Source organism: Tardiphaga sp. GW822-FHT04G09 (assembly GCF_058800725.1).
Genome location: NZ_JBXAMO010000011.1, coordinates 84,544 through 107,575, shown reverse-complemented (window position 1 = coordinate 107,575; position 23,032 = coordinate 84,544). Strand labels below are relative to the sequence as shown.

At 62.7% G+C, this 23,032-nt stretch carries 19 protein-coding genes and 1 riboswitch; of the genes, 6 read left to right on the top strand and 13 right to left on the bottom strand.

Annotation, left to right across the window (positions count from 1 at the left end):
- Window positions 1–200: 200 nt before the first annotated feature.
- Entirely contained in the window at window positions 201–455 is a 255-nt protein-coding gene (locus AC1RLZ_RS19335) for a hypothetical protein (RefSeq protein WP_493189936.1), read from the top strand.
- Between the two features lie 202 nt (window positions 456–657).
- Window positions 658–2,727, top strand: coding sequence for an OmpA family protein (locus AC1RLZ_RS19330; RefSeq protein ID WP_493189935.1), 2,070 nt, complete (start codon window positions 658–660; stop codon window positions 2,725–2,727).
- Window positions 2,728–2,839: 112 nt separating this feature from the next.
- Here the strand turns inward: AC1RLZ_RS19330 and AC1RLZ_RS19325 are convergent, their stop codons facing one another.
- From AC1RLZ_RS19325 to AC1RLZ_RS19295, 7 genes are all read right to left on the bottom strand, one after another.
- Window positions 2,840–4,558 carry an alkaline phosphatase gene (locus tag AC1RLZ_RS19325; RefSeq protein WP_493189980.1) on the bottom strand — a complete coding sequence of 573 codons (1,719 nt, stop codon included), beginning with the start codon at window positions 4,556–4,558 and terminating at the stop codon, window positions 2,840–2,842.
- Between the two features lie 173 nt (window positions 4,559–4,731).
- A complete protein-coding gene (gene argG, locus AC1RLZ_RS19320; RefSeq protein WP_493189934.1) occupies window positions 4,732–6,069 on the bottom strand; it encodes an argininosuccinate synthase in 1,338 nt (445 codons plus the stop codon).
- A gap of 185 nt (window positions 6,070–6,254) precedes the next feature.
- Window positions 6,255–7,061 (bottom strand): phosphatase PAP2 family protein, encoded by an 807-nt coding sequence (locus AC1RLZ_RS19315; protein ID WP_493189933.1) that lies wholly within the window; start codon window positions 7,059–7,061, stop codon window positions 6,255–6,257.
- 45 nt (window positions 7,062–7,106) lie between these two features.
- Window positions 7,107–7,583 carry a hypothetical protein gene (locus AC1RLZ_RS19310; RefSeq protein WP_493189932.1) on the bottom strand — a complete coding sequence of 159 codons (477 nt, stop codon included), beginning with the start codon at window positions 7,581–7,583 and terminating at the stop codon, window positions 7,107–7,109.
- 195 nt (window positions 7,584–7,778) lie between these two features.
- A complete protein-coding gene (rlmN, locus tag AC1RLZ_RS19305; RefSeq protein WP_493189931.1) occupies window positions 7,779–9,023 on the bottom strand; it encodes a dual-specificity RNA methyltransferase RlmN in 1,245 nt (414 codons plus the stop codon).
- 137 nt (window positions 9,024–9,160) lie between these two features.
- A complete protein-coding gene (locus AC1RLZ_RS19300) occupies window positions 9,161–9,745 on the bottom strand; it encodes an invasion associated locus B family protein (protein WP_371423595.1) in 585 nt (194 codons plus the stop codon).
- A 233-nt stretch (window positions 9,746–9,978) separates the two neighbouring features.
- Window positions 9,979–10,818: an SDR family oxidoreductase gene (locus AC1RLZ_RS19295; protein ID WP_493189930.1), complete on the bottom strand. Its 840-nt coding sequence runs from the start codon at window positions 10,816–10,818 to the stop codon at window positions 9,979–9,981.
- Between the two features lie 119 nt (window positions 10,819–10,937).
- Here AC1RLZ_RS19295 and AC1RLZ_RS19290 point away from each other — a divergent pair, with 119 nt between their 5' ends.
- Entirely contained in the window at window positions 10,938–11,912 is a 975-nt protein-coding gene (locus tag AC1RLZ_RS19290; RefSeq protein ID WP_371423597.1) for an NADPH:quinone oxidoreductase family protein, read from the top strand.
- 22 nt (window positions 11,913–11,934) lie between these two features.
- On the opposite strand, the gene AC1RLZ_RS19285 is transcribed toward AC1RLZ_RS19290, so the two are convergent.
- The 3 genes from AC1RLZ_RS19285 to AC1RLZ_RS19275 all read right to left on the bottom strand — a co-directional run bounded on the left by AC1RLZ_RS19285 (window position 11,935) and on the right by AC1RLZ_RS19275 (window position 12,943).
- Window positions 11,935–12,333, bottom strand: coding sequence for a YkvA family protein (locus AC1RLZ_RS19285; protein WP_493189929.1), 399 nt, complete (start codon window positions 12,331–12,333; stop codon window positions 11,935–11,937).
- An 83-nt stretch (window positions 12,334–12,416) separates the two neighbouring features.
- Entirely contained in the window at window positions 12,417–12,722 is a 306-nt protein-coding gene (locus AC1RLZ_RS19280) for a 4a-hydroxytetrahydrobiopterin dehydratase (protein WP_493189928.1), read from the bottom strand.
- Between the two features lie 14 nt (window positions 12,723–12,736).
- The gene (locus AC1RLZ_RS19275) at window positions 12,737–12,943 is read right to left on the bottom strand and encodes a hypothetical protein (RefSeq protein ID WP_371423600.1); all 207 of its coding nucleotides are present in this window, start codon (window positions 12,941–12,943) and stop codon (window positions 12,737–12,739) included.
- On the opposite strand from AC1RLZ_RS19275, the gene AC1RLZ_RS19270 reads away from it, so the two are divergent.
- Window positions 12,942–14,342: a TAXI family TRAP transporter solute-binding subunit gene (locus tag AC1RLZ_RS19270; protein WP_371423601.1), complete on the top strand. Its 1,401-nt coding sequence runs from the start codon at window positions 12,942–12,944 to the stop codon at window positions 14,340–14,342. The two genes, AC1RLZ_RS19275 and AC1RLZ_RS19270, sit on opposite strands and share 2 nt — an antisense overlap.
- On the opposite strand, the gene AC1RLZ_RS19265 is transcribed toward AC1RLZ_RS19270, so the two are convergent.
- Both AC1RLZ_RS19265 and AC1RLZ_RS19260 read right to left on the bottom strand, forming a co-directional pair.
- Window positions 14,339–15,787, bottom strand: a complete 1,449-nt coding sequence (locus tag AC1RLZ_RS19265) for a PepSY domain-containing protein (protein ID WP_493189927.1) — start codon at window positions 15,785–15,787, stop codon at window positions 14,339–14,341. The genes AC1RLZ_RS19270 and AC1RLZ_RS19265 overlap by 4 nt on opposite strands.
- A 2-nt stretch (window positions 15,788–15,789) precedes the next feature.
- Complete coding sequence (locus AC1RLZ_RS19260; protein WP_493189926.1) at window positions 15,790–18,069, bottom strand: TonB-dependent receptor; 2,280 nt, start codon at window positions 18,067–18,069, stop codon at window positions 15,790–15,792.
- A 106-nt stretch (window positions 18,070–18,175) separates the two neighbouring features.
- Window positions 18,176–18,363, bottom strand: a riboswitch (cobalamin riboswitch).
- Between the two features lie 145 nt (window positions 18,364–18,508).
- On the opposite strand from AC1RLZ_RS19260, the gene AC1RLZ_RS19255 reads away from it, so the two are divergent.
- Together AC1RLZ_RS19255 and typA are read left to right on the top strand one after the other, a co-directional pair.
- Window positions 18,509–20,077 carry an alkaline phosphatase D family protein gene (locus AC1RLZ_RS19255; RefSeq protein WP_493189925.1) on the top strand — a complete coding sequence of 523 codons (1,569 nt, stop codon included), beginning with the start codon at window positions 18,509–18,511 and terminating at the stop codon, window positions 20,075–20,077.
- A gap of 244 nt (window positions 20,078–20,321) precedes the next feature.
- Entirely contained in the window at window positions 20,322–22,145 is a 1,824-nt protein-coding gene (gene typA, locus AC1RLZ_RS19250) for a translational GTPase TypA (protein ID WP_493189924.1), read from the top strand.
- A 166-nt stretch (window positions 22,146–22,311) separates the two neighbouring features.
- On the opposite strand, the gene maiA is transcribed toward typA, so the two are convergent.
- Complete coding sequence (gene maiA / locus AC1RLZ_RS19245) at window positions 22,312–22,980, bottom strand: maleylacetoacetate isomerase (protein WP_493189923.1); 669 nt, start codon at window positions 22,978–22,980, stop codon at window positions 22,312–22,314.
- Window positions 22,981–23,032: the final 52 nt, after the last annotated feature.

Genomic DNA, 23,032 nt, shown 5'->3' with positions numbered 1-23,032 from the left:
AATAATATGGCCAAACTGCGTCTTGATGGGCGGTTCCTGTTCCGCTGTCAAACTCAACTGACAAGCGACGTCCTGCTCTCTCGGAACATCGCGCACGCTGTGCCGTTGTCTTCGGTGTTGAACCAAAGCCGTGAAAGGCAATGGCACGGTCTCATGCGAGTCCTGCCGATGCGGTGGGACCAATTGCGAAGAGAGCTGTGATGCCAATGTCGATGATAAGTTCACCCGGCATCGATCCCGTCGAGGATCCGCCGATCAAGCCCGGTCAACCCGCGGAGCCGCCGCAGGAGAGCCCGCCGGGCAATCCGCGGCCTGAGGTGCCGCCCCCGGTGCATGACCCCGGTGAACCGTCGCGACCGGACGAACTGCCGGGCGATAGGCCCGATGAAGTGCCGTTGCCGAACCCTGATATCAATCCGGGTCAACAGCCACCTGCAATGATGCAGCGGCAGTGATGTAGCGAACTACAGATCGATGGCCTGAACGCGAAATGAACAAAGCGCGTTTGGGCCATTATCGTGTCGAAAATAAAAACGAATCTGCATTTGCCTGTCGCCACATTCCGGCCCAATGCATATCAGTTGATCAATGTGCCGATTTGCTCGGCCGACAAAAATCAGTTTGTTGAAGATCCTTATCGGGGGCCCAAGGTCTATCATGACAAAACTTCGTCTCGTATTGCTGGCCACGACAACGCTCGGCGTTGCGCATATCGCAGCGAGTGCTGCTTATGCGTCGAGTGTCGATGCGCCGATCGTGCTTGCGCAGGCTGCACCTGCTGCGCCTGAAGGTGAGCCCAAGGGAGAACCCAAGGCTCCCCCGAAGGCGCCGCCCAAGGCTCCGCCAGCTGCTGCGCCTCCCGCCGCTGCGCCGCCGGCCGCACGCCCTGCGGCGCCACCCCCGCCGCCACCGGCTCCCCCTGCTGCGCGTCCCGCGCCTCCGGCACCTCCTGCTGCGCCGCCGCCTGCGGCTGCACCTCCGCGCCCGGCACCGCCGCCACCCCCACCACCTGCGGCCGCTCCGCCGCCGCGCCCAGCTCCGCCACCGGCTCCCGTGGCCCCTCCGGCCCCGCGCGCCGCACCTCCTGCGCCCACCGTTGCGCCTGTGGCTCCGACAGCGCCGACGCCGCCCGCTGCGCGTCCCGAACGTCGCGAGCCCGGCGAAGGACGCCCTGAGCGCCGCGAACCCGGCGCAACGCCGCCGGCCGGCGCACGTCCCACGCCGCCCGCACCACCCCCGGGCGCAGCACCGGCGACACCGCCCGCCGCGCGGCCAGCGCCTGCCCCTGCGCCAACACCGGCTCCAACGCCTGCCACGCCACCCGCAGCGGCAACGCCACCTGCGGCATCCCCGCCTGCAGCGACGCCTCCTGCTGCAGCACCCGCGCCTTCGGCTGCTCCGGCCGCGCCTGGCACACCGCCCGCAGGTACGCCTCCGTCAGGTCGCCCCGGTGGCCCTGATAGACGTGGTCCTGACGGACGTGGTCCCGACGGACGTGGCCCGGATGGTCGTGGTGGTCCTCCCGGCGGCCCAGGCGCAGGCGCGCCCGGTGCACCCGGCACGCCGCCCAACGCAGTCGCCCCCGGTGGCGCGCCGAACGCTGCGCCGCCCGCCGCTACCCCGCCCAAGAGCACCGCTGCGCCTGTCGTGGTCGCGCCCGGTGGCGGCAACATCAAGGTTGTCCAGCCGCCTGCACCAACGGTGACGGCTCCGATCCCTCAGGCGCCGCCACCGGCGGCAGCACTGACACCGATCGCACCGGGCGCCGCCCCGCAGGGGCCGCGCAACATCGGCGATTTCCGCGGTCAGCGCAGCGAGCGCCAGGAAGGCGGTCGCACGATCATCACCGAGCCCGGCCGCATCATCGTGCAGGATCCGAGCGGCCAGTCGTTCATCCGCCACAACGAGGTCGATCGTTTTCGTTATGGCGCGCGTGACATCCGGACCGACCGGGTCGGCGGCGAGGATCGGACCATCGTGATCCGTCCCGACGGTTCGCAGATCATCACGGTGGTCGGCCGTGATGGCCAGCTGCTGCGACGTATCCGTAGGGATCGCGAGGGACGCGAGATCATCATCATCGATAACTCGTTCCGCGGTCCACGTGGCCCCGGCGGTCCGGGTGGTCTCGGCTTCTATGTCGATCTGCCGCCGCCGATGATCCGGATTCCGCAGAACCGCTATATCGTCGATTACGATCAGGCCTCGCCCGATCTTGTCTACGATACGCTGATCGCGCCTCCGGTGGATCGCATCGAGCGTCGCTACACGCTCGATGAAATCCGCTACAGCCCGATGGTGCGCCAGCGCATGCCGTCGATCGATCTGGACTCGATCAACTTCGAGACCGGCTCATGGGAGATCCCGCCGGACCAGGCCTCGAAGCTGCAGGTGATCGCAGATGGTCTGAACCGGGCGATCTCGCGCAACCCGCGCGCGGTGTTCCTCATCGAGGGGCACACCGATGCGGTCGGCTCGGACGTCGACAATCTGTCGCTGTCGGATCGCCGCGCGCAGTCGGCAGCTGAATTGCTCACCCAGCAGTTCCAGGTGCCGGCGGAAAACCTGACGTCGCAGGGCTACGGCGAGCAGTATCTGAAGATCCAGACCGACGGTCCGGAGCGTCAGAACCGCCGCGTCACGATCCGCAACATCACGCCGCTGTTGAATGGCGGTCAGGCTTCGCTGCCCCCACCGCCTCCGGGCACGGCGCCGCCGCGTCGCTGAGGCAAGTTGAAATGAAAATGGCCGGGAGTAATCCCGGCCATTTTTTTTGTTTTGATAGTACGCTGTCGTTGTCATTTCCCTCCCCGGTGCGCGGGCTGGGGGAGGAAGAAGCTCACCGCTCCTTCGTCGCCAGTCCCAGCGCATCCACCATCACGCGAAACACTTCCGTATTGTCCATCGCGCCGTGCACGCGGTCGCTGCCGGGGCCGGTGGCGGTGAGGATCACGTCTTCGCCGGAATGCACGCTGGCGCCCATCATGGCCGGCAGGTTGCCGAGCCGCAGCATGCTGCCGGGTGCGTTCTTGTATTTCTCGTTGGCCTTGAAGGTGCCGGGCTCGTCGCCCTTCTCGGTCGGATCGTTCGGGTTGTCGAGCTTCGGCCGCAGTGTCTCATAGTGATCAGGCAGGCTGGCCGACAGGATCGCAAGGCGTCGGCTGACATCGACGCGCGATGGATAACCTTCTGCATCCGGCGCGGGATAATTCGGGAAGCCGGCCTTGTCATAGACGCCGAGGCGCTCGCGCAGCGGCAGGTTCGACTCCTTGCTCATGTCGTCATTGACGGTGCCGACGAGGCTGTTCGGATGGCTATGGTCGGACACGACGAGAATGAGCGTGTCGTCGCCGCGCTTTGCGGCCCATTCCTTGGCGAGCTTCACCGCGTTGTCGAGCATGATCACGTCGTAGACGGCGCGGTCCATGTCGAGCAGATGGGCATATTTGTCGATCATGCCGGACTCGACCATCAGCACGAAACCCTTGTCATTGCGCGACAGCACGTTGAGCGCTGCCTGTACCTGTTCGGTGAGGTCTGGCTGCTCCGGATATTTCTTGACGCCGCCGCCCTTGAGGAACTTGCGGTCGAGCACACCGTCCATGTTGCCCGGCGTGAACAGACCGAGCAATTTTGTCGTGTCCGGTCTGTCGGCGATGAGCTTCAATTCGCCCGCCGTCTTCACGAAGGGATAGCCGGCATCCTTGAACTTGGCGATGTAGTCGACCTCGTCGCGCCGCTTCGAGGTCTCCGCCGCCTGCGGCAGGAAGTTCGCTGCGCCGCCGCCAAGAATCACGTCCGGCTTCGCTGCGAACATCTGCGCGACGATCTCGTCATAGGCCGCGCGGCGGCGCGTATGCGCGACCATTGATGCCGGCGTCGCATCCTCGATCTCGGTATTGGTAACGATGCCGACCGCAAGATCGAGCTTGCGCTTCACGAGGCTCGTGATGGTCTCGACGCGGGGGTCGTCGAACACATTCGCTGTACGGTCGGCATACACGCCGAGCGCGTTGGTCGCGCTTTTATGGCCGGTCGTATAGGCGCTGGCTGAATTCGCGGAGTCGGTGATGATGGAGTCCGAACCTGCCGTTGCCACCATCGCCATATGCGGCATGTCATCCATGGCGAGCTTGCCGCGGCTCTTGCCTTCGGCAATCCCCTTCGAAAGAATTCTGGCGCCGACGCGATGCGCCAGCGACATGCCGTCGCCGATGAACAGGATCACGTTCTTCGCCTTGCGAGCGCCGGTGTCGTACACGTTCCACGTCACCGCCCTGCTGCGTACGCCGTCGCTGACCTCGATCCTGTAGGCGCCGGGCTTGTCGAGCGTCACGTCGCGCAGCAGCAAAGCGGACTGATCCTTGCCGTCTTCCTTCGCGATGTAGTCCGCGGATTTGCCGAAGGCCGCGGTCTGGTCTGCGCCGTTGATCGTCACTTTGATGTCGGCGGCCTGAACGAGTTCGGGAAACTCGACCTTGAAGTCGAATTTCGAGCCCGCGAGGATATCAGCGCGGTCGAGCGGATAGATCGTCTGCGCGCAAAGCGGCGCGCTCATGAAAAAGGCCGCGAGTGCGGCCAGTGAAACGGTCTTCGATGCGTTATTCAAGGAAGTGCTCCCGCAAAATGGGTGGCAGGCGATATCCTTGTATTTACGACAGCCGGATGTCGCTTCGATGACGTCCGGCTGCCGATCGTAGAGCGGATTAGGTAGCGTCGTTTGTCGCGCGATCAGCTCTTGTCGTTGTCAAGTTTGGGGATGTTCGACCCCTCACCGGCGCTCAACAAGCCCGTCTTCGCATAGATGTTCAGTTTCGCGCGGGTATCGGTGATGTCGAGGTTGCGCATGGTGAGCTGGCCGATGCGGTCGGCGGGTGTAAACGGCGCGTCCTCGACCTTCTCCATGCTGAGCCGCTCCGGCGCGTAGGTCAGGTTGGGGCTCTCGGTGTTCAGGATCGAGTAGTCATTGCCGCGGCGCAGCTCGAGCGTCACTTCACCGGTGATCGCGCGCGCGACCCAGCGTTGCGCGGTCTCGCGCAGCATCAGGGCCTGGGAATCGAACCAGCGTCCCTGATAGAGCAGCCGCCCGAGCTTCATGCCGCTCATGCGGTATTGCTCGATGGTGTCTTCGTTATGGATGCCGGTGACCAGGCGCTCATAGGCGATGTGCAGCAGCGCCATGCCCGGCGCTTCGTAGATGCCGCGGCTCTTTGCCTCGATGATCCGGTTCTCGATCTGGTCGCTCATGCCGAGGCCATGCCGGCCGCCGATGACATTGGCCTCGAGGAACAGCGCGACAGGGTCGGCGAAAGTCTGGCCGTTCAGTGCAACCGGTTGACCATCGACGAACCGCACCGTGACCTTCTCGGCCTTGACGGCGCAGTCGTCGCGCCAGAACGGCACTCCCATGATCGGGTTGACGATCTTGATGCCGCTGTCGAGCTGTTCGAGATCCTTGGCTTCATGGGTGGCGCCGAGCAGGTTGCTGTCGGTGGAATACGCCTTTTCGGCTGACATCTTGTAGGCGAAGCCGTGGGCGGTCATGAACGCTGACATTTCCGCGCGGCCGCCCAGTTCGTCGATGAATTGATCGTCGAGCCATGGCTTGTAGATCTTCAGGTCCGGATTGGTCAGCAGTCCGTAGCGGTAGAACCGCTCGATATCGTTGCCTTTATAGGTCGAGCCGTCGCCCCAGATGTTGACGCCGTCCTCCTTCATGGCCGAGACCAGCATCGTGCCGGTCACGGCGCGCCCGAGTGGCGTGGTATTGAAATAAGTGATGCCGCCGGTCGAGACGTGGAAGGCGCCAGCTTGAATGGCGGCAATGCCTTCGTGGACCAGTTGTGCGCGGCAATCGACGAGGCGCGCTTTTTCGGCGCCGAACTCCATGGCCTTGCGCGGAATCTCGTCGTAGTCGGCCTCGTCAGGCTGGCCGAGATTGGCGGTATAGGCGAAGACGCGCGCGCCCTTTTGCTTCATCCAGAGCAACGCTGCGCTGGTGTCCAGGCCGCCGGAGAAGGCGATACCGACGTTTTTTCCTTGGGGCAGGCTCTTCAAGATCGTGGTCATCGAACATCCAATCGCGCAATTTCTGCCGCCAGCGATAGCCCGGCCGGGCAAAGGGCGTCAACGCGGCATCGGTCATCGGGGACCTCTGCGCTGTCGCCACCCGGCCTGACCGGGTGGCTCAGTATATACCGCGGCTTCCGCGTTGACTGGTTGCCGGATCAAGCCGGGCAACGACAGCGAGATGGTCAATCGTGGTGCTGTTCGGTGATCCGGTGCACGAAAGACGGTTGCGGCGGATTGCGGCCGGACAGCATCCGGCGGCGCCATGCATAGCCTGGCCAGGCGACCCGGGTCAGCCACGCATCGACGTCCTCATCCGTCATCCGCGGCGAGCCCCAGCGGTAAATCCACCCGTGAATCAACCAGATGACCAGGAAGGAGACGAGTCCGGCGATGGTCACGTCGGTAAAGAAGTGCCCGCCAAAGGCCATCCGCCAGCCGGATGTGGCGATTCCGAACACCGTCGCGGCCGCATAGGCGTAAGGGCGTATCGCAGGTGGCGCGAGGGCTGCCGGAGCATAAGTCCAGAACGCGGTGGCACCTTCACCCGAGAAGAACGAGCAGTTGTGCCCGCACTGGCCGGTCGGATCCCACCAGGCCTTGAACTGCCAGGGGCCGTTGAACTCGGTCGCCATCACCGGTCGCGGCCGGCTCCAGAACGTCTTGAAGGTGAAATTGGTGAGCACGCCCGCCGACATCAGCATGGTGAGGATCAGGAAGGCCATGGTGCGGCCTTTCACCAGCAACGGCCGGTTCGGCCAGATCAGCTTCACGATCAGCGCGACAATCGAGGGCAAGACGAAGGCCCATGCGATCCACATGGCTGCATCGCGGGCGAATTGCGCCCCTGGCAGCGAGGTGATGGGGAAACGCTTCGTCTCGGGATCGTAAAACAGCGCCGCGAGCTTGAGGTCGAGTTCGGGCCAGACTCCGAAGACAACGGCAATGACGGCAAACAGCCCCAGCGCAATGATAAGTCCAGTCCGGTTCATGGCGGGCGGTTTATCCGAGGCGGGGTGGGAAGGAAAGTTAAAGCGCTACGGGCCGGCCGCGACATCAGGCTGCGGAGGCGCGCGTCGTGGCTGGCGCCAGGCGCCTGCATTGCGGCCGGCGATCACCCAGTAGATCAGCCCCGCAAGGATACCCGCGCCGGTCATCACTTCGAGATGGCGGCGAACGATCCCGTCGAAAGTCATCGTGGCGGGATCATAGGGGATCAGGCCGAGATAGCAGGCGAGACCGACCACTGCGCCGCCAAGCGCATAGATGACGACGCTGCGAATGTAGAAGGCCTCGGTAATGAGCACGACGAGCATCGCGGGGATCAGCGCAAAGCCGCTGATGAAGATGAAGCCGAAGCCGAGCAGGATGTTGATCGCATCGGGATTGATCTCGCCCGTATCCAGCGCACTCAATTCCGGAAACAGCACCGCGAACACCACGATCGCGCCGGCCACCAGGCAGGCAGCGCAAAATGCGAAGAAGATCACGAACAGCCGGCCGATCAGGGACATAGGGGTGTCAGTCCTTGCCAATCTCGCCGCCGCGTACGCTGCCCTCATCCTGAGGAGCGGTCGTCTTCGACCGCGTCTTCTGCGAATGGCATAGCCATTCGCTTAGGGATGGCTGCGCACTCCATTCACGGTTCGAGACGCGCGCAAGGAGCGCGCTCCTCACCATGAGGAGGGAGCTTGTGGCGGCGTCGCGCATCAATCCGTCATCGCCATCGCACGCAGCGCCTGGCGCTCGCGCGCGGACAGTTTCTCGGTCTCCGACTTCAACTGGCCGCAGGCGGCGAGAATGTCGCGGCCGCGTGGCGTGCGGACCGGCGAGGAATAGCCGGCATTGAAGATGTATTCGGAGAATTTCTCGATCTGATCCCAGTCCGAACATTCGTAACGCGTGCCGGGCCACGGATTGAACGGGATCAGGTTGATCTTGGCGTGAATGCCCTTGAGCATCTTCACCAGCAGCTTGGCATCGTCGAGCGAGTCGTTGACGCCCTTCAGCATCACATATTCGAAGGTGATGCGCCGCGCATTGGATGCGCCGGGATAGTCGCGGCAGGCCTGCATCAATTCTTCGAGCGGATATTTCTTATTCAACGGCACCAGCTCGTTGCGCAGTTCATCGCGCACCGCATGTAGCGAGATCGCCAACATCACGCCGATTTCCTCGCCGGTGCGCTTGATGTTCGGCACCACGCCAGAGGTCGACAGGGTGATGCGCCGGCGCGAAATGCCGATGCCTTCGTTGTCCGAGACGATCAGCAGTGCGTCGCGCACCGCATCGAAATTGTAGAGTGGCTCGCCCATGCCCATCATCACGATATTTGTGACGCGGCGGTTGCCGTCCGGGGTCTCGCGGTCGGCCCAGTCACCGAGGCGATCGCGGGCAACCATGATCTGGCCGACGATCTCGCCGGCCGTCAGGTTCCGCACCAGCCGCTGGGTGCCGGTGTGGCAGAATGAGCAGTTCAGGGTGCAGCCGACCTGGGACGAGACACAGAGCGTGCCGCGGTCGGTTTCGGGGATATAGACGCACTCGACCTCATGGGCCTTCTCTCCGGCGGTACCTGAAGGCAGCCGCAGCAGCCACTTGCGGGTGCCGTCATTGGAGATTTGCTCAACCACGACCTCGGGCCGGGCCACCGTGAAATGCTTTTCGAGGTCTTCGCGCATGCCCTTGGAAATGCTGGACATTTCTGAGAAGGTCTGGACGCCCCGGACATACATCCAGTGCCAGATCTGCTGCGTGCGCATCTTGCGTTGGGCTGGGGCCACGCCGATGGAACCGAGCTTTTCAGCGATTTCCGCGCGTGACAGGCCGATCAGCGACGGCTTGGCCAGCGGCACATAGGTTTCGGTGGCGATCTTCTCCAGCGGCACGTCGGCTGCGGGCAGCGCGTGGGGAGCGTCGATGGCGGAACCGGCCTCGGCTGAAACGGGGGTCATGGCGTTCGATCTATGATGTCGCGGGAAATCTGGCCTTAAGCAGGCCGACTTCAAATAAGCTTTTCGCGCCCGAATGAAAAGGCGCGAAATGCGGCAATATTAACGACGACAAGGATTTAGCCGGTGCCTGGCGGCAATTACCGCCGGCAATCCTGCGCCAGCCGGTCCAGTGCCTGGGCCAGGCCCTTCAGCGAAAACGTATCGGTGGTCTCGGTGCCCTTGGCGGAGACGCCCTTGACGGTCACGTCCGCCGCCTTGCGCAGGGCTTCCACCATGCGCTCCTCCTCGGCGGCATTCTTGATCCAGAGGCCGTCGCCCTGCGTGTACATGGCATAGCGCGCGCCGCCGACTTCCAGCGTCGACTCTGATCCCGGCTTCAGCTGATAGCCGATCATGATCGAGACTTCGTTGGTCACCTTCTCGGCCGGGCGGGTCGAGATGAAGGCGTAAGCGGGATCGCGCGGCCGGTTCGCCGGATTGGTCTTGGACGACGCCGGTTTCGCCAGAGCGAAGCAAACTTTCTTGCCGTTCGGTGTCGCGGTGTAGGCGCCCCAGGAGCCGAACTGCCCGACCAGCGTGGGCTCGCCGCCACCGGCTGCAGCCGGCGCGGTAGCAGCTGGTTTGGACGGCGCTGCCTTCGGTGGCGCGGCAGCTTTGCCCTTCGAAGCAGCGCTCTGCGCCTGCGCAAGATCGGCAGCGCCGATCGTCGCAATGCCGACCATCGCACTACTCATAAACACAACTGTCAGGAATCGCCGCACGGACATCAAGTCTCGATCCTCTATCATTGTGACTGGAAGATGGCTCGTAACGGGAAGGGCTGGAATCGGTGACGTCACGATGTCTGCCATAGACGGAAATGGATTTCTTGAAAAGGCAGATATGACTCACCCAAGGATAGCAGTCCTTGCCTTGCTGCGCGCTGACGGCGCAGGAGTCGTCCTCAGTTTTTTGCTCAGCCTTTCGCGCGCGCCGCGCGTTGCGCCGCCCACTGCGCGTCGCTCCATTGCAGCAGATCTTCTGCGCCAGATGCGCGCAGGTGTGCGCCGCCGTCCTGCACCACCATTTCGCCATTGATGTAGCCGGCCTGATCGGAAATGAGGAAGCTTGCGAGATTGGCGAGTTCGCTGTGTTCGCCGACGCGGCCAAGTGGGTTTTGCGCCGCAGGTCCGTGGTCGCGTGCCTCGGGCCGCAACTGGCCGGTCGCGCCGGCGGTGGGGAACGGGCCCGGCGCGATGGCGACGGTGCGGATGCCCCTGGGGCCCCACTCCACCGCGAGCGACTTCGTCATTGCAAGGAGTCCGGATTTGGCCATCGCCGATGGCACCGTGAAGGCCCGGCCGGTGATGGTGGATGTGGAGAGGATACTCAGCACCACACCCTTATGGTGCCCTGCGATCCAGCGTCGGCCGGCTTCGAGTGTGCAATACATCGCACCATGCAGCGTCGGTGCGAGGATCGCGTCAGCGGCGCGGGCCGAGAGATGTTCGCTCTGCGCGATGAAGGTGGCTGCGGCATTGTTCACGAGGACGTCGAGCGCTCCGTCACGCCAGATTGTCTCCATCATCGACTCGACCGCGGCGGCGTCGCGAATGTCGCATCGGGCAATGCTGACCTTGCCACCGAAATCGGTACGCAATTGCACCGCCGTTTGTTCGAGCAATTCAAGCCGGCGACCGCAGAGGACGAGCTCGGCGCCCAGTTCCGCGAAACGGCGACTCATGGACGCGCCGAGTCCGGAGCCGCCGCCGGTGACCAGAATGCGCTTGTTGGCAAGCAGCGTCGTCTCGAACATGGGAGGGTTCCTTGTTTGGCCGCGTGGCGGAATTACCTTTTCTCGAATCAGATTGTAGCGCGCCGTCAAATCCGGCATGACTCCTTTCAACTGTCTCAAGCCGAAGGTCAGATGATCAGATGAAAGCCATTCTCTGCTCGCAATTTTGCGAACCCGATGATCTCGTTCTCGCCGATATCGATGATCCGGTTGCCGGTGACGGTCAGGTCGTTATCGCCATCAAGGCGGCGGCGCTGAATTTCTTCGACATCCTGATGATCCAGGGCAAGTACCAGATCAAGCCGCCCTTCCCGTTCTCGCCGGCCGCGGAAGTTGCAGGCGTGATCGAGAGCATTGGCAATGGTGTCACCGGCCTCAAGGTCGGCGATCGCGTGGTTGCCTCTGTCGGCCACAACGGCGCGCGTGAAAAGATCGCGGTGCCTGCGGCATCCGCCGTGAAGATTCCCGACAATCTGGACTTCGATCGCGCCGCCGGCGTGATCATCACTTACGGCACCGCGCTGCATGCGCTGGAAGACCGCGCCAGTCCGAAGCCGGGTGAGACGCTGGCCGTGCTCGGCGCCGCCGGTGGCACGGGTCTGGCTGCATGCGAACTCGGCAAGCTGCTGGGCTTGAAGGTGATTGCCTGCGCATCGTCGGACGAGAAGCTGGAATTTGCCAAGAAACACGGCGCCGAACTAGGTCTGAACTATGCAACCGAGGATCTGAAGGAAGGCCTGAAGCGGCTGACCGACGGCAAGGGCGTCGACATCATCTTCGATCCGGTCGGCGGCAAATATGCCGAAGCGTCGCTGCGCGCCATCGCCTGGGAAGGCCGCTTCCTGGTGATCGGCTTCGCCGCCGGTGACATCCCGAAAATGCCGCTCAACCTCGCGCTGCTGAAAGGCTGCGACATCCGCGGCGTGTTCTGGGGCGCATGGGTGCGGCAGAACCCGGAGAAGAACCGCGCCAATCTCGAAAAGCTGGTGAAGTGGGCCGCCGAAGGGAAGATTTCATCCCATGTGGATCGCACATTCCCGCTGGCCAAGACCGCCGATGCCCTCAAGGTGCTTGCCGGTCGTCAGGCCATGGGCAAGGTGATCCTTCATCCGTAAGGCTGAGCGAGGCGGGTGCAGATTACGCGCCCGTCTCGCTATCCTTCAACGCGCTGTTCTTCAATCCACGCGCGATGGCCGCTCTGGCGGCCTCGCGGTGATCCGGCGTGATATGGCTCGCGACCATGCGCAGCGCGGTGGCCAGCACCGCGGCGTCGTCCGTGAATCCGAGAACGGGCAGCATGTCCGGCACGAAGTCGAACGGCAGCACGAAATAGGCGATGGCGCCGAGCAGTGCCGCCTGGACGTGGCGCGGTGTCTGCCGGTCGAACGCGCAGTAATACGCAGCCAGCAGGTCTTCGGCGAAGGGCAGCTTCACGGCCAGTCCCCTCAGCTTGCGCCAGAACTGTTTGCGTACGCTTTCGCGGTCTTTCGCCAGTTCATCGGCGGGCTCGAAGCCCACGCTGTGGTCGGCTGCCATCGGCAATATCCTCACGGCTGCAAGATTGCAGCCTTCCGCTTAAATGGTGATCTGGCCCCTCCGTCGCAACATTCAGCAACGCATCAGGAATGGCCGAGTTGTCCAGCGATGCTATTCATGGCCTTGGCCAAATCGATGTCACGCTTGGTGACGCCGTCGGCGTCATGGGTGGCCAGCACCACCTCCACCGTCTTGTAAACATTGCGCCATTCCGGGTGATGGTCGCTCTTCTCGGCGACCAGCGCGACCCGCGCCATGAAGCCGAAGGCCTCGTTGAAATCCTTGAACGTGAAGGTCCGGGCGATGGCGTCGCGCCCGGCGACCTCGCTCCAGCCTGTCAATTCCTTGAGCGCCGCCTTGCGGGCCTCGGCCGAGAGTCGTTCCATCATGCCAACCTCCTGCTTCACTTGAACTTTACCTCAACGCCCGGTGACACAGTTGGGATCCATGCCACAATAAGGCAGCAAATGCCGCGCATGCAGAACGGTAACCAAGCGTGCCGGTAACCATGCTGCCGGTGGAACAGCGCGTCGACCCGAAACTTTGCTAAATTGTCGCTCGAACCCCATTTGGCGCAGATGAATTTGAAGCGATTGTTTTCCAGATCCATGGCCGACGGTCCCGATGTTATCGGGCCGGTGGGACCGCCGTCGCCGCGGTCCATCCGGCGCAAGATGACGCTGATCACGCTTGCGGGCACGCTGGCGATCGTCGCGGCCGTAGCCGGCGCTTACTACTTCGCCATGAAGCCGGTACCGCTACGGATCGCCGTCGGTCCGCCGAACAGCGACGACGTCAAGGTCGTGCAGGCGCTGGTGCAGTCGTTTTCGCGCGATCACTATACAGTCCGGCTGCGACCGATCCTCACCGAAGGCGCCACTGCCAGCGCCAAGGCCCTGGCTGACGGCAAGGCCGATCTCGCGATTATTCGCGGCGATCTCGAAGTGCCGAAGAACGCGCGCGCGGTTGCCACGCTGCGCAAGAATGTCGCCGTGATCTGGGTGCCGCCGCCGGTGAAGGGCAAGAAGTCCGGCCCGAAGATCACCAAATTCTCGCAGCTCGCCGGACGCCGTGTCGGCGTGATTGGCAAGACGCAGGCGAACGTCAATCTGCTCAATATCATCCTGCGGCAATACGGCGTCGATCCGGCCAAGGTTACCATCGTGCAGTTCTCGACCACCGAAGTGGCCGAGGCGGTGAAGGATCAGAAGGTCGATGCCTTCATTGCGGCGGGTCCGGTGAACAGCAAGATCACCAATGACGCGATCCTGGCCTCGAGCCGTGATGGTACACCGACTTTCCTCGCGATCGATTCCGCGGAAGCCATCGCGCAGAATTTCCCGATGTATGAGGCGTCCGAAATTCCTGCAGGCGCATTCGGCGGCGCGCCAGCGCGGCCCGACGATGACGTCAAGACCATCAGCTTCTCACATCACATCGTGGCGCGGCAGGGCCTGTCGGATGTGACCATCGCAGCCTTTACGCGGCAGTTGTTCTCCATCCGCCAGCAGATCATCAACGATTTCCCGCTGGCCGCAAAGATCGAAACGCCGGATACCGACAAGGATGCGGTGATCCCTGTACATCCCGGTGCCGCCGCCTATGTGGACGGCGAAGAGAAGACCTTCCTCGATCGCTACAGCGATTACATCTGGTGGAGCCTGATGGGGCTCTCGGCGATGGGTTCGGCGGGCGCGTGGTTCGCGAGCTATCTGAAGAAGGACGAGCGCAACGTGAATGTTTCGGAGCGCGATCGTCTGCTCGACATGATCGCCGCCGCACGCAAGAGCGATTCTCTGGATGAACTCGACACGATGCAGGCGGAGGCCGACGATATTCTGCGCCATACCCTGAATTGTTACGAGAACGGCGCGATCGAGGAAGGCACGTTGACCGCTTTCAATATCGCGCTCGAGCAATTCCACAACGCTGTTGCCGATCGCAAGGCGCTGATCGGCATGATCCCGCCGGAGCCGATCCGTCAGCAACCGCGGCCGCTCGCCGTCTAGCGCCTGAGATAGCGCCACCCGATCAAGACGCCGCTCACCGAGACGATGGTGCCGAGGATCGACAGCAGCCACACCACAATGTCCCAGGCCGGGCGATACATCAGCAGCAGCTTGAAATCCAGACTGTGCAACGCATTGAACAGCCAGCGATAGGTGCGCCGGCTGCTATCGATGCGGCCGAGAATATCGCCGGTGACCGGGCTGATGTGAAACCAGGTCTGCGCCTCGTCGTCGAATGTTGCGCGCAACACCGGCAATTCCCGGTCATGGTGATGCGCATACCAATAAGCGTCGTATTCTCCGAGGCTTAGCTGGCTTTCGATCCGCGAATCCGGCAGCAGTTTTGTTGCGGCATTCCAGAGACGGTCTTGCGGCAGTCCTGTGATTTCGCCACTGGCCGGATCGATCACCGTCTTCGTGCCGTCGCGCTTCGCGACAATCATCAGCGGCATGCCGTCGAGCCACACGAAACGTGCCTCGACCGCGCGCTCGCCCGCCGGTGCGCGAATGGCCGCAGCGATATCAGGCGCATCGTGGCCGGCATAGCGCTGCAATACCTCGCGTGGCGTATTGCGGTTGGCAAAATATTCGCCGGGATTCAGTGACAGCCAGCCGGAGAACATCCAGGTCAGGACAAAGAGGCCGGCGATCAGTCCGGTGACGTGATGCCAGGCCATCCAGCCGCGATAGGGCGTGATGTTGCCGTTCGCATAACGTCGCTTCAGGCGCACGCGCAGAATGCCGATCCAGATTCCGGTGATGCCGACGACCAGGCAGATGCCGGAGATCCACAGCACCACCAGCCGCCACAGCGGTCCGTCCTTGCGCAGCACGGTCGGATAGATCCAGTGCGGGATCGAGCCGAGCCAGTTCCAGACGCGCTCCGTGCGGTTGGTATCGAGTGCAATCTCGCCGGAGCGTGAGGAGACATAGAGTTTGGTGCCGGCGTCGTCGCCGAGCGTGATCAGATACAATGGTCGCAGCGGATCGTAACGCGCGGTGACGCTCCACTGGTCGCGATCGACGGTCTCTTCGAGCCGAGGCGACTTGCTGTCGGGATGATGCTGCGCAACAGCAAGTGCCTGCTGTTCGTTGATCTCGGCGATGGTGCGGCCATTGACGGCGGAGATGGCTTGCCATTGGCCGTCCCATGAGCTCAGTCGATACACCGGCTCATCGGCGATCATGTTCAATCGCAGATCGCGCGGATAGCGCGTGGCGCCGGCCTTCTTCATCGCGTCGTCGGGGGAGAGTGTTACTTTCTCCCAGACGATGTCAGGTAATGCCGCCAGCCGCTCTTTGTCGGAGAGGCCGGGAAACGCGACATACATCATCACCACGCCGGAGATGAACCACATCGCGAAGAAGAGGCAGGTGACGATGCCGACCCAGCGGTGACCGATATACAGCCACCGCCGGAGTGTTCGTGTCAGTGTGCGTGCCACGCTCAGAACTTCACATTGACCGCGAGCTGAGCGGTCCGCGGCATGCCGAGCAGCCACTGATTGGTGCCCCCGGACGTCGCATAGACCGTGTCGAACAGGTTGTAGATACGCAGCGACACCGTGGTATTGACGTCGGGCTTCCACTGCAGGCCGGCATTGACGACGTTATAGGCCGGCATTTCCAGCGTATTGGCGTTGTCGGCAAATCGCTTGCCGATGATCTGCACGCCGGCATTGGCCGACCAGTTCTGTGCGAAGGCCCAGGTCACCCAGACGTTGGAGACGTTCTGCGGCACGTTCACCGGCACATTGCCGGCATAGTTCACCGGGAGGCCGCCGACCGACTGCAGGAAGTCGTCATACTTCGCGCGCTGGAATGCGGTATTTGCGTCGATGCGCCAGCCATGGTCGAGCGCGAATCCGACCGACGCCTCGATGCCCCGTGACGATTGCTGGCCGACCTGCAAGGTCACGTTCAGGTTGTTGGGATCGCGGGCCAGAAGATTGTTTTTCACGATCTCATAGCCAGCAAGCGTCCACTCGCCACGGCCGCCCCAGAACGATTGCTTGACGCCGACTTCCACCTGTTTGCCGCTGGACAGCTTATAGGTGGTGTTCGCCGCGGAATTGGTGATCAGGTTGCTTACCGGATCCACCGCCACCGAATACTGGCCGTAGAAAGCGAGATTCTGGATCGGCGTATAAACCGCGCCAGCGCGCCATGAGGTCGCATGATACGCCTTCTCATAGCTGTTGCCCGGCGTGACGTAGTCGGTCCGCTCAACGGTCGGCTCGTCCTGGCGGATGCCGCCGATCAGCGACAGCTGGTCGGTGACGGACAAGCGGTTTTCCGCGAACACGCCATATTGGTTGGTCGTGGTGCTGAAGCCCGGCACCGTCGGTGAGGTGGTCGCGTAGAACGAACCCGGATTGAAATTGAACAGTGGCACCGACGACGAGCCTGCATAGGGCGAGTTGTTGGTGTGAGTGAAGGAGATGTTGTTGACGTCGAAACCGGTGACGAATTCGTTGACCATGCCAAAGATGTGGCCGCGGAAGGTGGCGTCCAAACGGTCGCCGATCTGCGTCTGGTTGTGGAAGATTTCGATGTAGTTGCCGCCGCCGCGATCGATCAGGCCGGTCCTGGCGTTGTAGACATAGCTTTCCTCGTCGCGCCAATGCCGCTGGCTGTTCAGATAATACAAGGTGTTGCGCAGCGTGATGCCGTCGCTCACCTGCCACTCGGTTTTCACCTGGTTCCAGCTGTCCTGATAGCGGATACTGCTGTCGCTGACATTGTAGTTCTGGAAGCGCAACGACGTGTCGAGCTTGCCGTTGATCAGCGGTGTGCCGAAGTAGCGCGACGGACTGCGGTCACCGTAATCGGTTGAGATCGTCCAGGTGATGTCTTCGGTCTGTTTGATCTGCACGGCGGCGTGGACTTCGACATGGGACTGGTGGTCACGGTCGACCCAGCCATCCGACATGCTGCCGATGGCGGTGATTCGGTAGGCGACGTCCTTGCTCACGGGGCCGCCGCTGTCCACGGCGATGCGGCGCTCCATATTGGTGTCGAAAGAGATCTCTGCCTGATTACGCGGCACCCACAGCGGCAGTTTCGAGACCACATTGATGGCGCCGCCAATGGCGCCTTCGCCATACATCACCGAGGCAGGACCGCGCAGCACTTCGATGCGCTCCGACGACCAGGTGTCATAGGGGAAGGTCAGCGTGCCGGACCCGACATAGAGGCGGGTGCCGTCATACAGTGTCATCACCGTGCCGTTGCCGTTAAAGCCGCGGGTGTTGAAGGCGATGCTGCCATTGCCGGGCGCCGGCTGGGCGGTGAAGCCGATGGCGTTTTGCGTCACCGCGGCGATGATGTTTTGCTGGCCGCGTTCGGCCATGGTCTCGGCGGAGATCACTTCCACGCTGGCCGGCGTTTGCAGGCGCGTGAGGCCGAGGCGGCTGCCGGTCGATGTCGTGCCGGTGAGGTTGAGCGTCGGCGCTGCGAAGACCGGGCCTGTCGGCGCGGCGACCGGCGCGCCCGTATTGGCGGCAATGTTGCGCTGCTGCCGCGAGCGCGCAGCGCGCGTGGGCTTGCCTGATGTCGTGCGGCGTACCCGTGTTGGCGTCGCGGTCGGCTGAACTACCACGGGATCGAGTACGTGGTGCGATTGCGCAGGTCGTAGCGAGCCTTCAGCGGGCACAAGGAAGCAGGACAGTGCGACAGAGGAAAGCAGAGCACTGCATCGCTTGGATGCATGGGAGACGGAGGTCATCTACAGGACTCGCGGTTACGTGGCACGTCACCGCAAACCAAGTCGCCCCGCCGCTTTCAAACAGGCAGTGTGACTTCCACCAGGACACCCCGCCCAATGTGCTCGCGTGTGACCACGACTGGCGGCAGGTCTCCTGGCTCGCGGGTCAATGCCTGTTGCCGCCTTCCCAAGTGAACACCCAGTGGCTCTTGGCGCAGGCTCGCCGCTTACAGTTGCGGGGGCAGCCGCGGAATCGGGGATCCCCTCACCGCATTCCCTTTTGATCCCCGAAGGGAACCGTCCCGTTCACGTTAAGGTGAAATTTCCAAATGTGTCAATCTAGTCGCCAGTCATTCGCAACTTGCGCCGACAGGTGTTGATATTGCGCATCACCTGTCATCGCGGCGTCAAGCGATCTGCCTAGCACCATGGGTGTCAAAGCCAGGATCAGGAGTTCGCCATGACTTACAAGTTCTCGGCGTTACATATGTCCCGCCGCCGTTTTCTCACGCACTCAGCTGCAGCAGGCGCCAGCTTCCTGGCGATGCCCTATCTCAGCCGCGCGGCGGATCGTCCGGTGGTGTCGCATGGCGTGCAGTCCGGCGATGTCGGGATCAATAGCGGCATGATCTGGTCGCGTGCCGACCGGCCGGCGCAGATGATGGTGGAAGTCGCCACCACCGAGTCCTTCAACAATGCGCGGACCTTGCCGCCGATGGTGGCGCTGCCGGAAACCGATTTCACAGCAAAGCTGCTGCTCGACAATCTGCCGGCCGGGCAGGACATCTTCTACCGCGTCAAATTCCGTGATCTTTCGCATACGGAGATCGTCGGCGAGCCCGTGACCGGCCGCTTCCGCACCGCGCCCGCGGATCGCCGCGATGTGTCTTTCGTTTGGGGCGGCGATGTCGCCGGACAGGGCTGGGGCATCAATGCGGAGGATGGCGGCATGGTCACCTACGCCACCATGCGCAAGCACAATCCGGATTTCCTGATCCATTCCGGCGATACGATCTATGCCGACGGCCCGATCCTGCCTGAAGTGAAATTGCCTGACGGCACGGTCTGGAAGAACACCATCATCGTGCCGGAAAAGGCCAAGGTCGCCGAGACGCTCGACGAATTCCGCGCCGCGCACAAATACAATCTGCTCGACGAGAATGTTCGCGCCTTCAATGCGCAGGTGCCGATCTTCGGCCAGTGGGACGATCACGAAGTCACCAACAACTGGTCGCTCTCCAAGCAGTTGCCGGCGGCCTACAAGGAACGCGACATCACGCTGCTGGCTGCGCGCGGCGCGCGTGCCTTTCACGAGATGTATCCGATCTCGGTCAATCCGGCCGAACCGGGCCGCGTCTATCGCACGCTGAATTACGGGCCGCATCTCGACGTCTTCATGCTGGACGAGCGCAGCTATCGCGGCCCCAACGGCCCCAACCTGCAGGAGACCTATGGTCCCGATGCGTATTTCATCGGCCCGGAGCAGATGGCCTGGTTGAAGCGCGCATTGATGGCGTCAAAGGCAACCTGGAAGGTCATCGCCTCCGACATGCCGATCGGGATCGTCGTCGAGAATGATGCGGTGAATCACACGGGGTCGGAGGCGATCGCGCAGGGTGATGGCCCGGCGCGCGGCCGCGAGCTGGAGATCGCCGACATCCTGCGCTTCATCAAGTCGGCGGGTATCCGCAACACGGTCTGGCTGACCGCCGACGTGCATTACACGGCGGCGCATTACTACAATCCCGACAAGGCCCAGTTCCAGGATTTCGAGCCGTTCTGGGAGTTCGTTTCCGGGCCGTTTCATGCCGGTACGTTTGGTCCCGGAGCGATGGATAATACCTTCGGTCCCGAGGTCCGTTTCGTGAAGGCGCCGGGCCCCGGCAAGCAGAATCTGCCCCCAACGGCGGGTATGCAGTTCTTCGGACACGTCAAAATCGACGGTTCGAGCGGCCAAATGACCGTTACGCTACGGGATCGGGCCGATGTGGCCCTTTGGGCCACCGTTCTGGACCCGAAATTGAGCTAACCATTTGGCAGATTCGCATTGTTTTTCGGCGATTTCCCCCTATATTGCGCCGCAACGCGTCCGAGTACCCGGCCCCTTCTGGCCGGGTTTGCTTTTGGAGGGATTGCCCCAGCGCGTTTTCAGACGAGGCAGTTATCGAACGCGCTCGAGCGCAAGGCCCAACTCTAATTGATCTGGCCTTTTGTCGAGCATGTCTTGTTGAACCCGCATCAGGGCACCCAGACCGTAAAACAGAAGAAGACCTATGAACCTTCGCAACATTGCTATCATCGCCCACGTTGACCACGGCAAAACGACCCTCGTCGACAAGCTGCTGCAGCAGTCGGGCACCTATCGCGACAATCAGCGCGTCCAGGAACGCGCGATGGATTCGAACGACATCGAAAAAGAGCGCGGCATCACCATTCTCGCCAAGTGCACCTCGGTGCTGTGGGACGAGGTCCAGATCAACATCGTCGACACCCCGGGCCACGCCGACTTCGGCGGCGAAGTCGAGCGCATCCTGTCGATGGTCGATGGCGTGATCGTGCTGGTCGACGCTGCTGAGGGCCCGATGCCGCAGACCAAGTTCGTGGTCGGCAAGGCACTGAAGCTCGGTCTCAAGCCGATCGTCGCGATCAACAAGGTCGACCGTCAGGACGCCCGCATCACCGAAGTCGTCAACGAAGTGTTCGACCTGTTCGCAGCGCTCGACGCCACCGACGACCAGCTCGACTTCCCGATCCTGTACGGATCAGGCCGCAACGGCTGGATGGCCGACAGCCCGGACGCGTCGCATGACGTCGGCATGAAGCCGCTGTTCGATCTCGTCATCAAGCATGTGCCGCCGCCGGTGGTGGAAGAAGGCCCGTTCCGCATGCTCGGCACGATCCTGGAAGCCAACCCCTATCTCGGCCGCATCATCACCGGCCGCATCTCGTCGGGTTCGGTGAAGCCGAACCAGGCGGTCAAGGTGCTGTCGCGTGACGGCAAGGTCGTCGAAACCGGCCGTATCACCAAGATCCTGGCCTTCCGCGGCCTCGAGCGCCAGCCGGTGGAACTCGCCGAAGCCGGCGACATCGTTGCCATCGCCGGTCTGCCCAAGGGCACCGTTGCCGATACCTTCTGCGATCCGTCGGTTGAAGTTCCGATCCAGGCCCAGCCGATCGATCCGCCGACCGTGTCGATGTCCTTCATCGTCAACAACTCGCCGCTCGCCGGTACCGAAGGCGACAAGGTCACCAGCCGCCTGATCCGCGACCGCCTGCTGCGCGAAGCCGAAGGCAATGTCGCGCTCAAGGTCGTCGAATCCGCCGACCGTGACGCCATGGAAGTCTCGGGCCGCGGCGAATTGCAGCTCGCGATCCTGATCGAGAACATGCGCCGCGAAGGCTTTGAGCTGTCGGTGTCGCGTCCGCGCGTGGTTCTCACCAAGGACGAGAACGGCAACACGCTCGAGCCGGTCGAGGAAGTCGTCATCGACGTGGATGAGGAATTCTCCGGCGTGGTCGTTCAGAAGATGAGCGAACGCAAGGCCGAGATGATCGAGATGCGTCCGTCGGGCGGCAACCGCCTGCGTCTGGTGTTCTACGCGCCGACCCGCGGCCTGATCGGCTATCAGGGCGAACTTATGACCGATACCAAGGGTACCGCGATCATGAACCGGCTGTTCCACGACTACCTGCCCTATAAGGGCGAGATCGCCGGCCGCCGTAATGGCGTGTTGATCTCCAACGATCAGGGCGAAGCGGTTGCCTATGCCATGTTCAAGCTGGAAGATCGCGGTCCGATGATGATCGAGCCGGGCTGGAAGGTCTACAAAGGCATGATCATCGGCGAGCACACCCGCGAGAACGATCTCGAACTCAACGTTCTCAAGGGCAAGCAGCTCTCCAACATCCGCACCACGTCGAAGGATGAAGCGGTTCGTCTCACGCCGCCGATCCGCATGACCCTCGAAAAGGCGCTGGCCTATATCGAGAGCGACGAGCTGGTCGAGATCACCCCCAAGTCGATCCGCCTGCGCAAGAAGCATCTCGATGCCAACGACCGCAAGCGCGCCGAAAAGACCAAGGAAGTGATCGCGTAAGCGACGAGCTTTCTTTGACTGGTTACGAATGCCCGGCGAAAGCCGGGCATTTTTGTTTTGCGCTGCCCCACATTGTCATCCCGGGCTCGGTCCCGTCGCCTTCGGCGCCGATCCCGTCCTCCGGCACACCAATGGTGTGCCGGAGGATGACGAGTGGGTTGCTACGTCACGACCCCTTCGGTGCGCCCTGTTGCTTCATCGGATCGGCCTTCGCAAACGCGTCCATGGCCTCGCAGGTGGCGACGATGCGATTGATGGTCGGAATGCCTGCAATTTCGATCTTCAACACCTTCATGGTCGCGGTGATGCTGAGCAGGCAGATGTCGGCGATCGTCACCTCGTTGCCATGACAGAAGCGGCCGGTGGCAGGCTCGGTGGCCAGGCGTTCTTCCACGGCGGCGAGGCCTGTCGTGAACCAGTGCACCAGCCAGGCGCGGATTGCGGCATCGTCGAAGCCGGCGGTGATGGCGAGATATTTGCGCACCCGCGGCGTAACGAGCGGATGGGTGTCGGCGGCCAGCATCGCGGCGATCGAGCGTACCCGGGCGCGGCCGTGTGGATCGCTCGGCAGTAGCGGCGGGGTCGGGTGGATCTCGTCGAGGAATTCCAGGATCGCCAGCGACTGCGTGAGCGGCAGGTGGCCGGGCTCGATCAGGGCCGGGATCGCGCCGAGCGGATTGATCTTGAGGAACGCGTCGCCGCGCTGTTCGCCCTTGTCGAGATCGATCACGCGCTCGTGCGCTTCCAAACCCTTCAAGTTGAGCGCCACGCGCACCCGGTAGGTCGCGGATGTTCGCCAGAAGCCGTAGAGCTCGAACTCGTGTGGGGCTGTCATGCGTCTTCTCCGAGGGCAGCGGTGGCTTGAATAATTCAAGCAAGCCTTTATC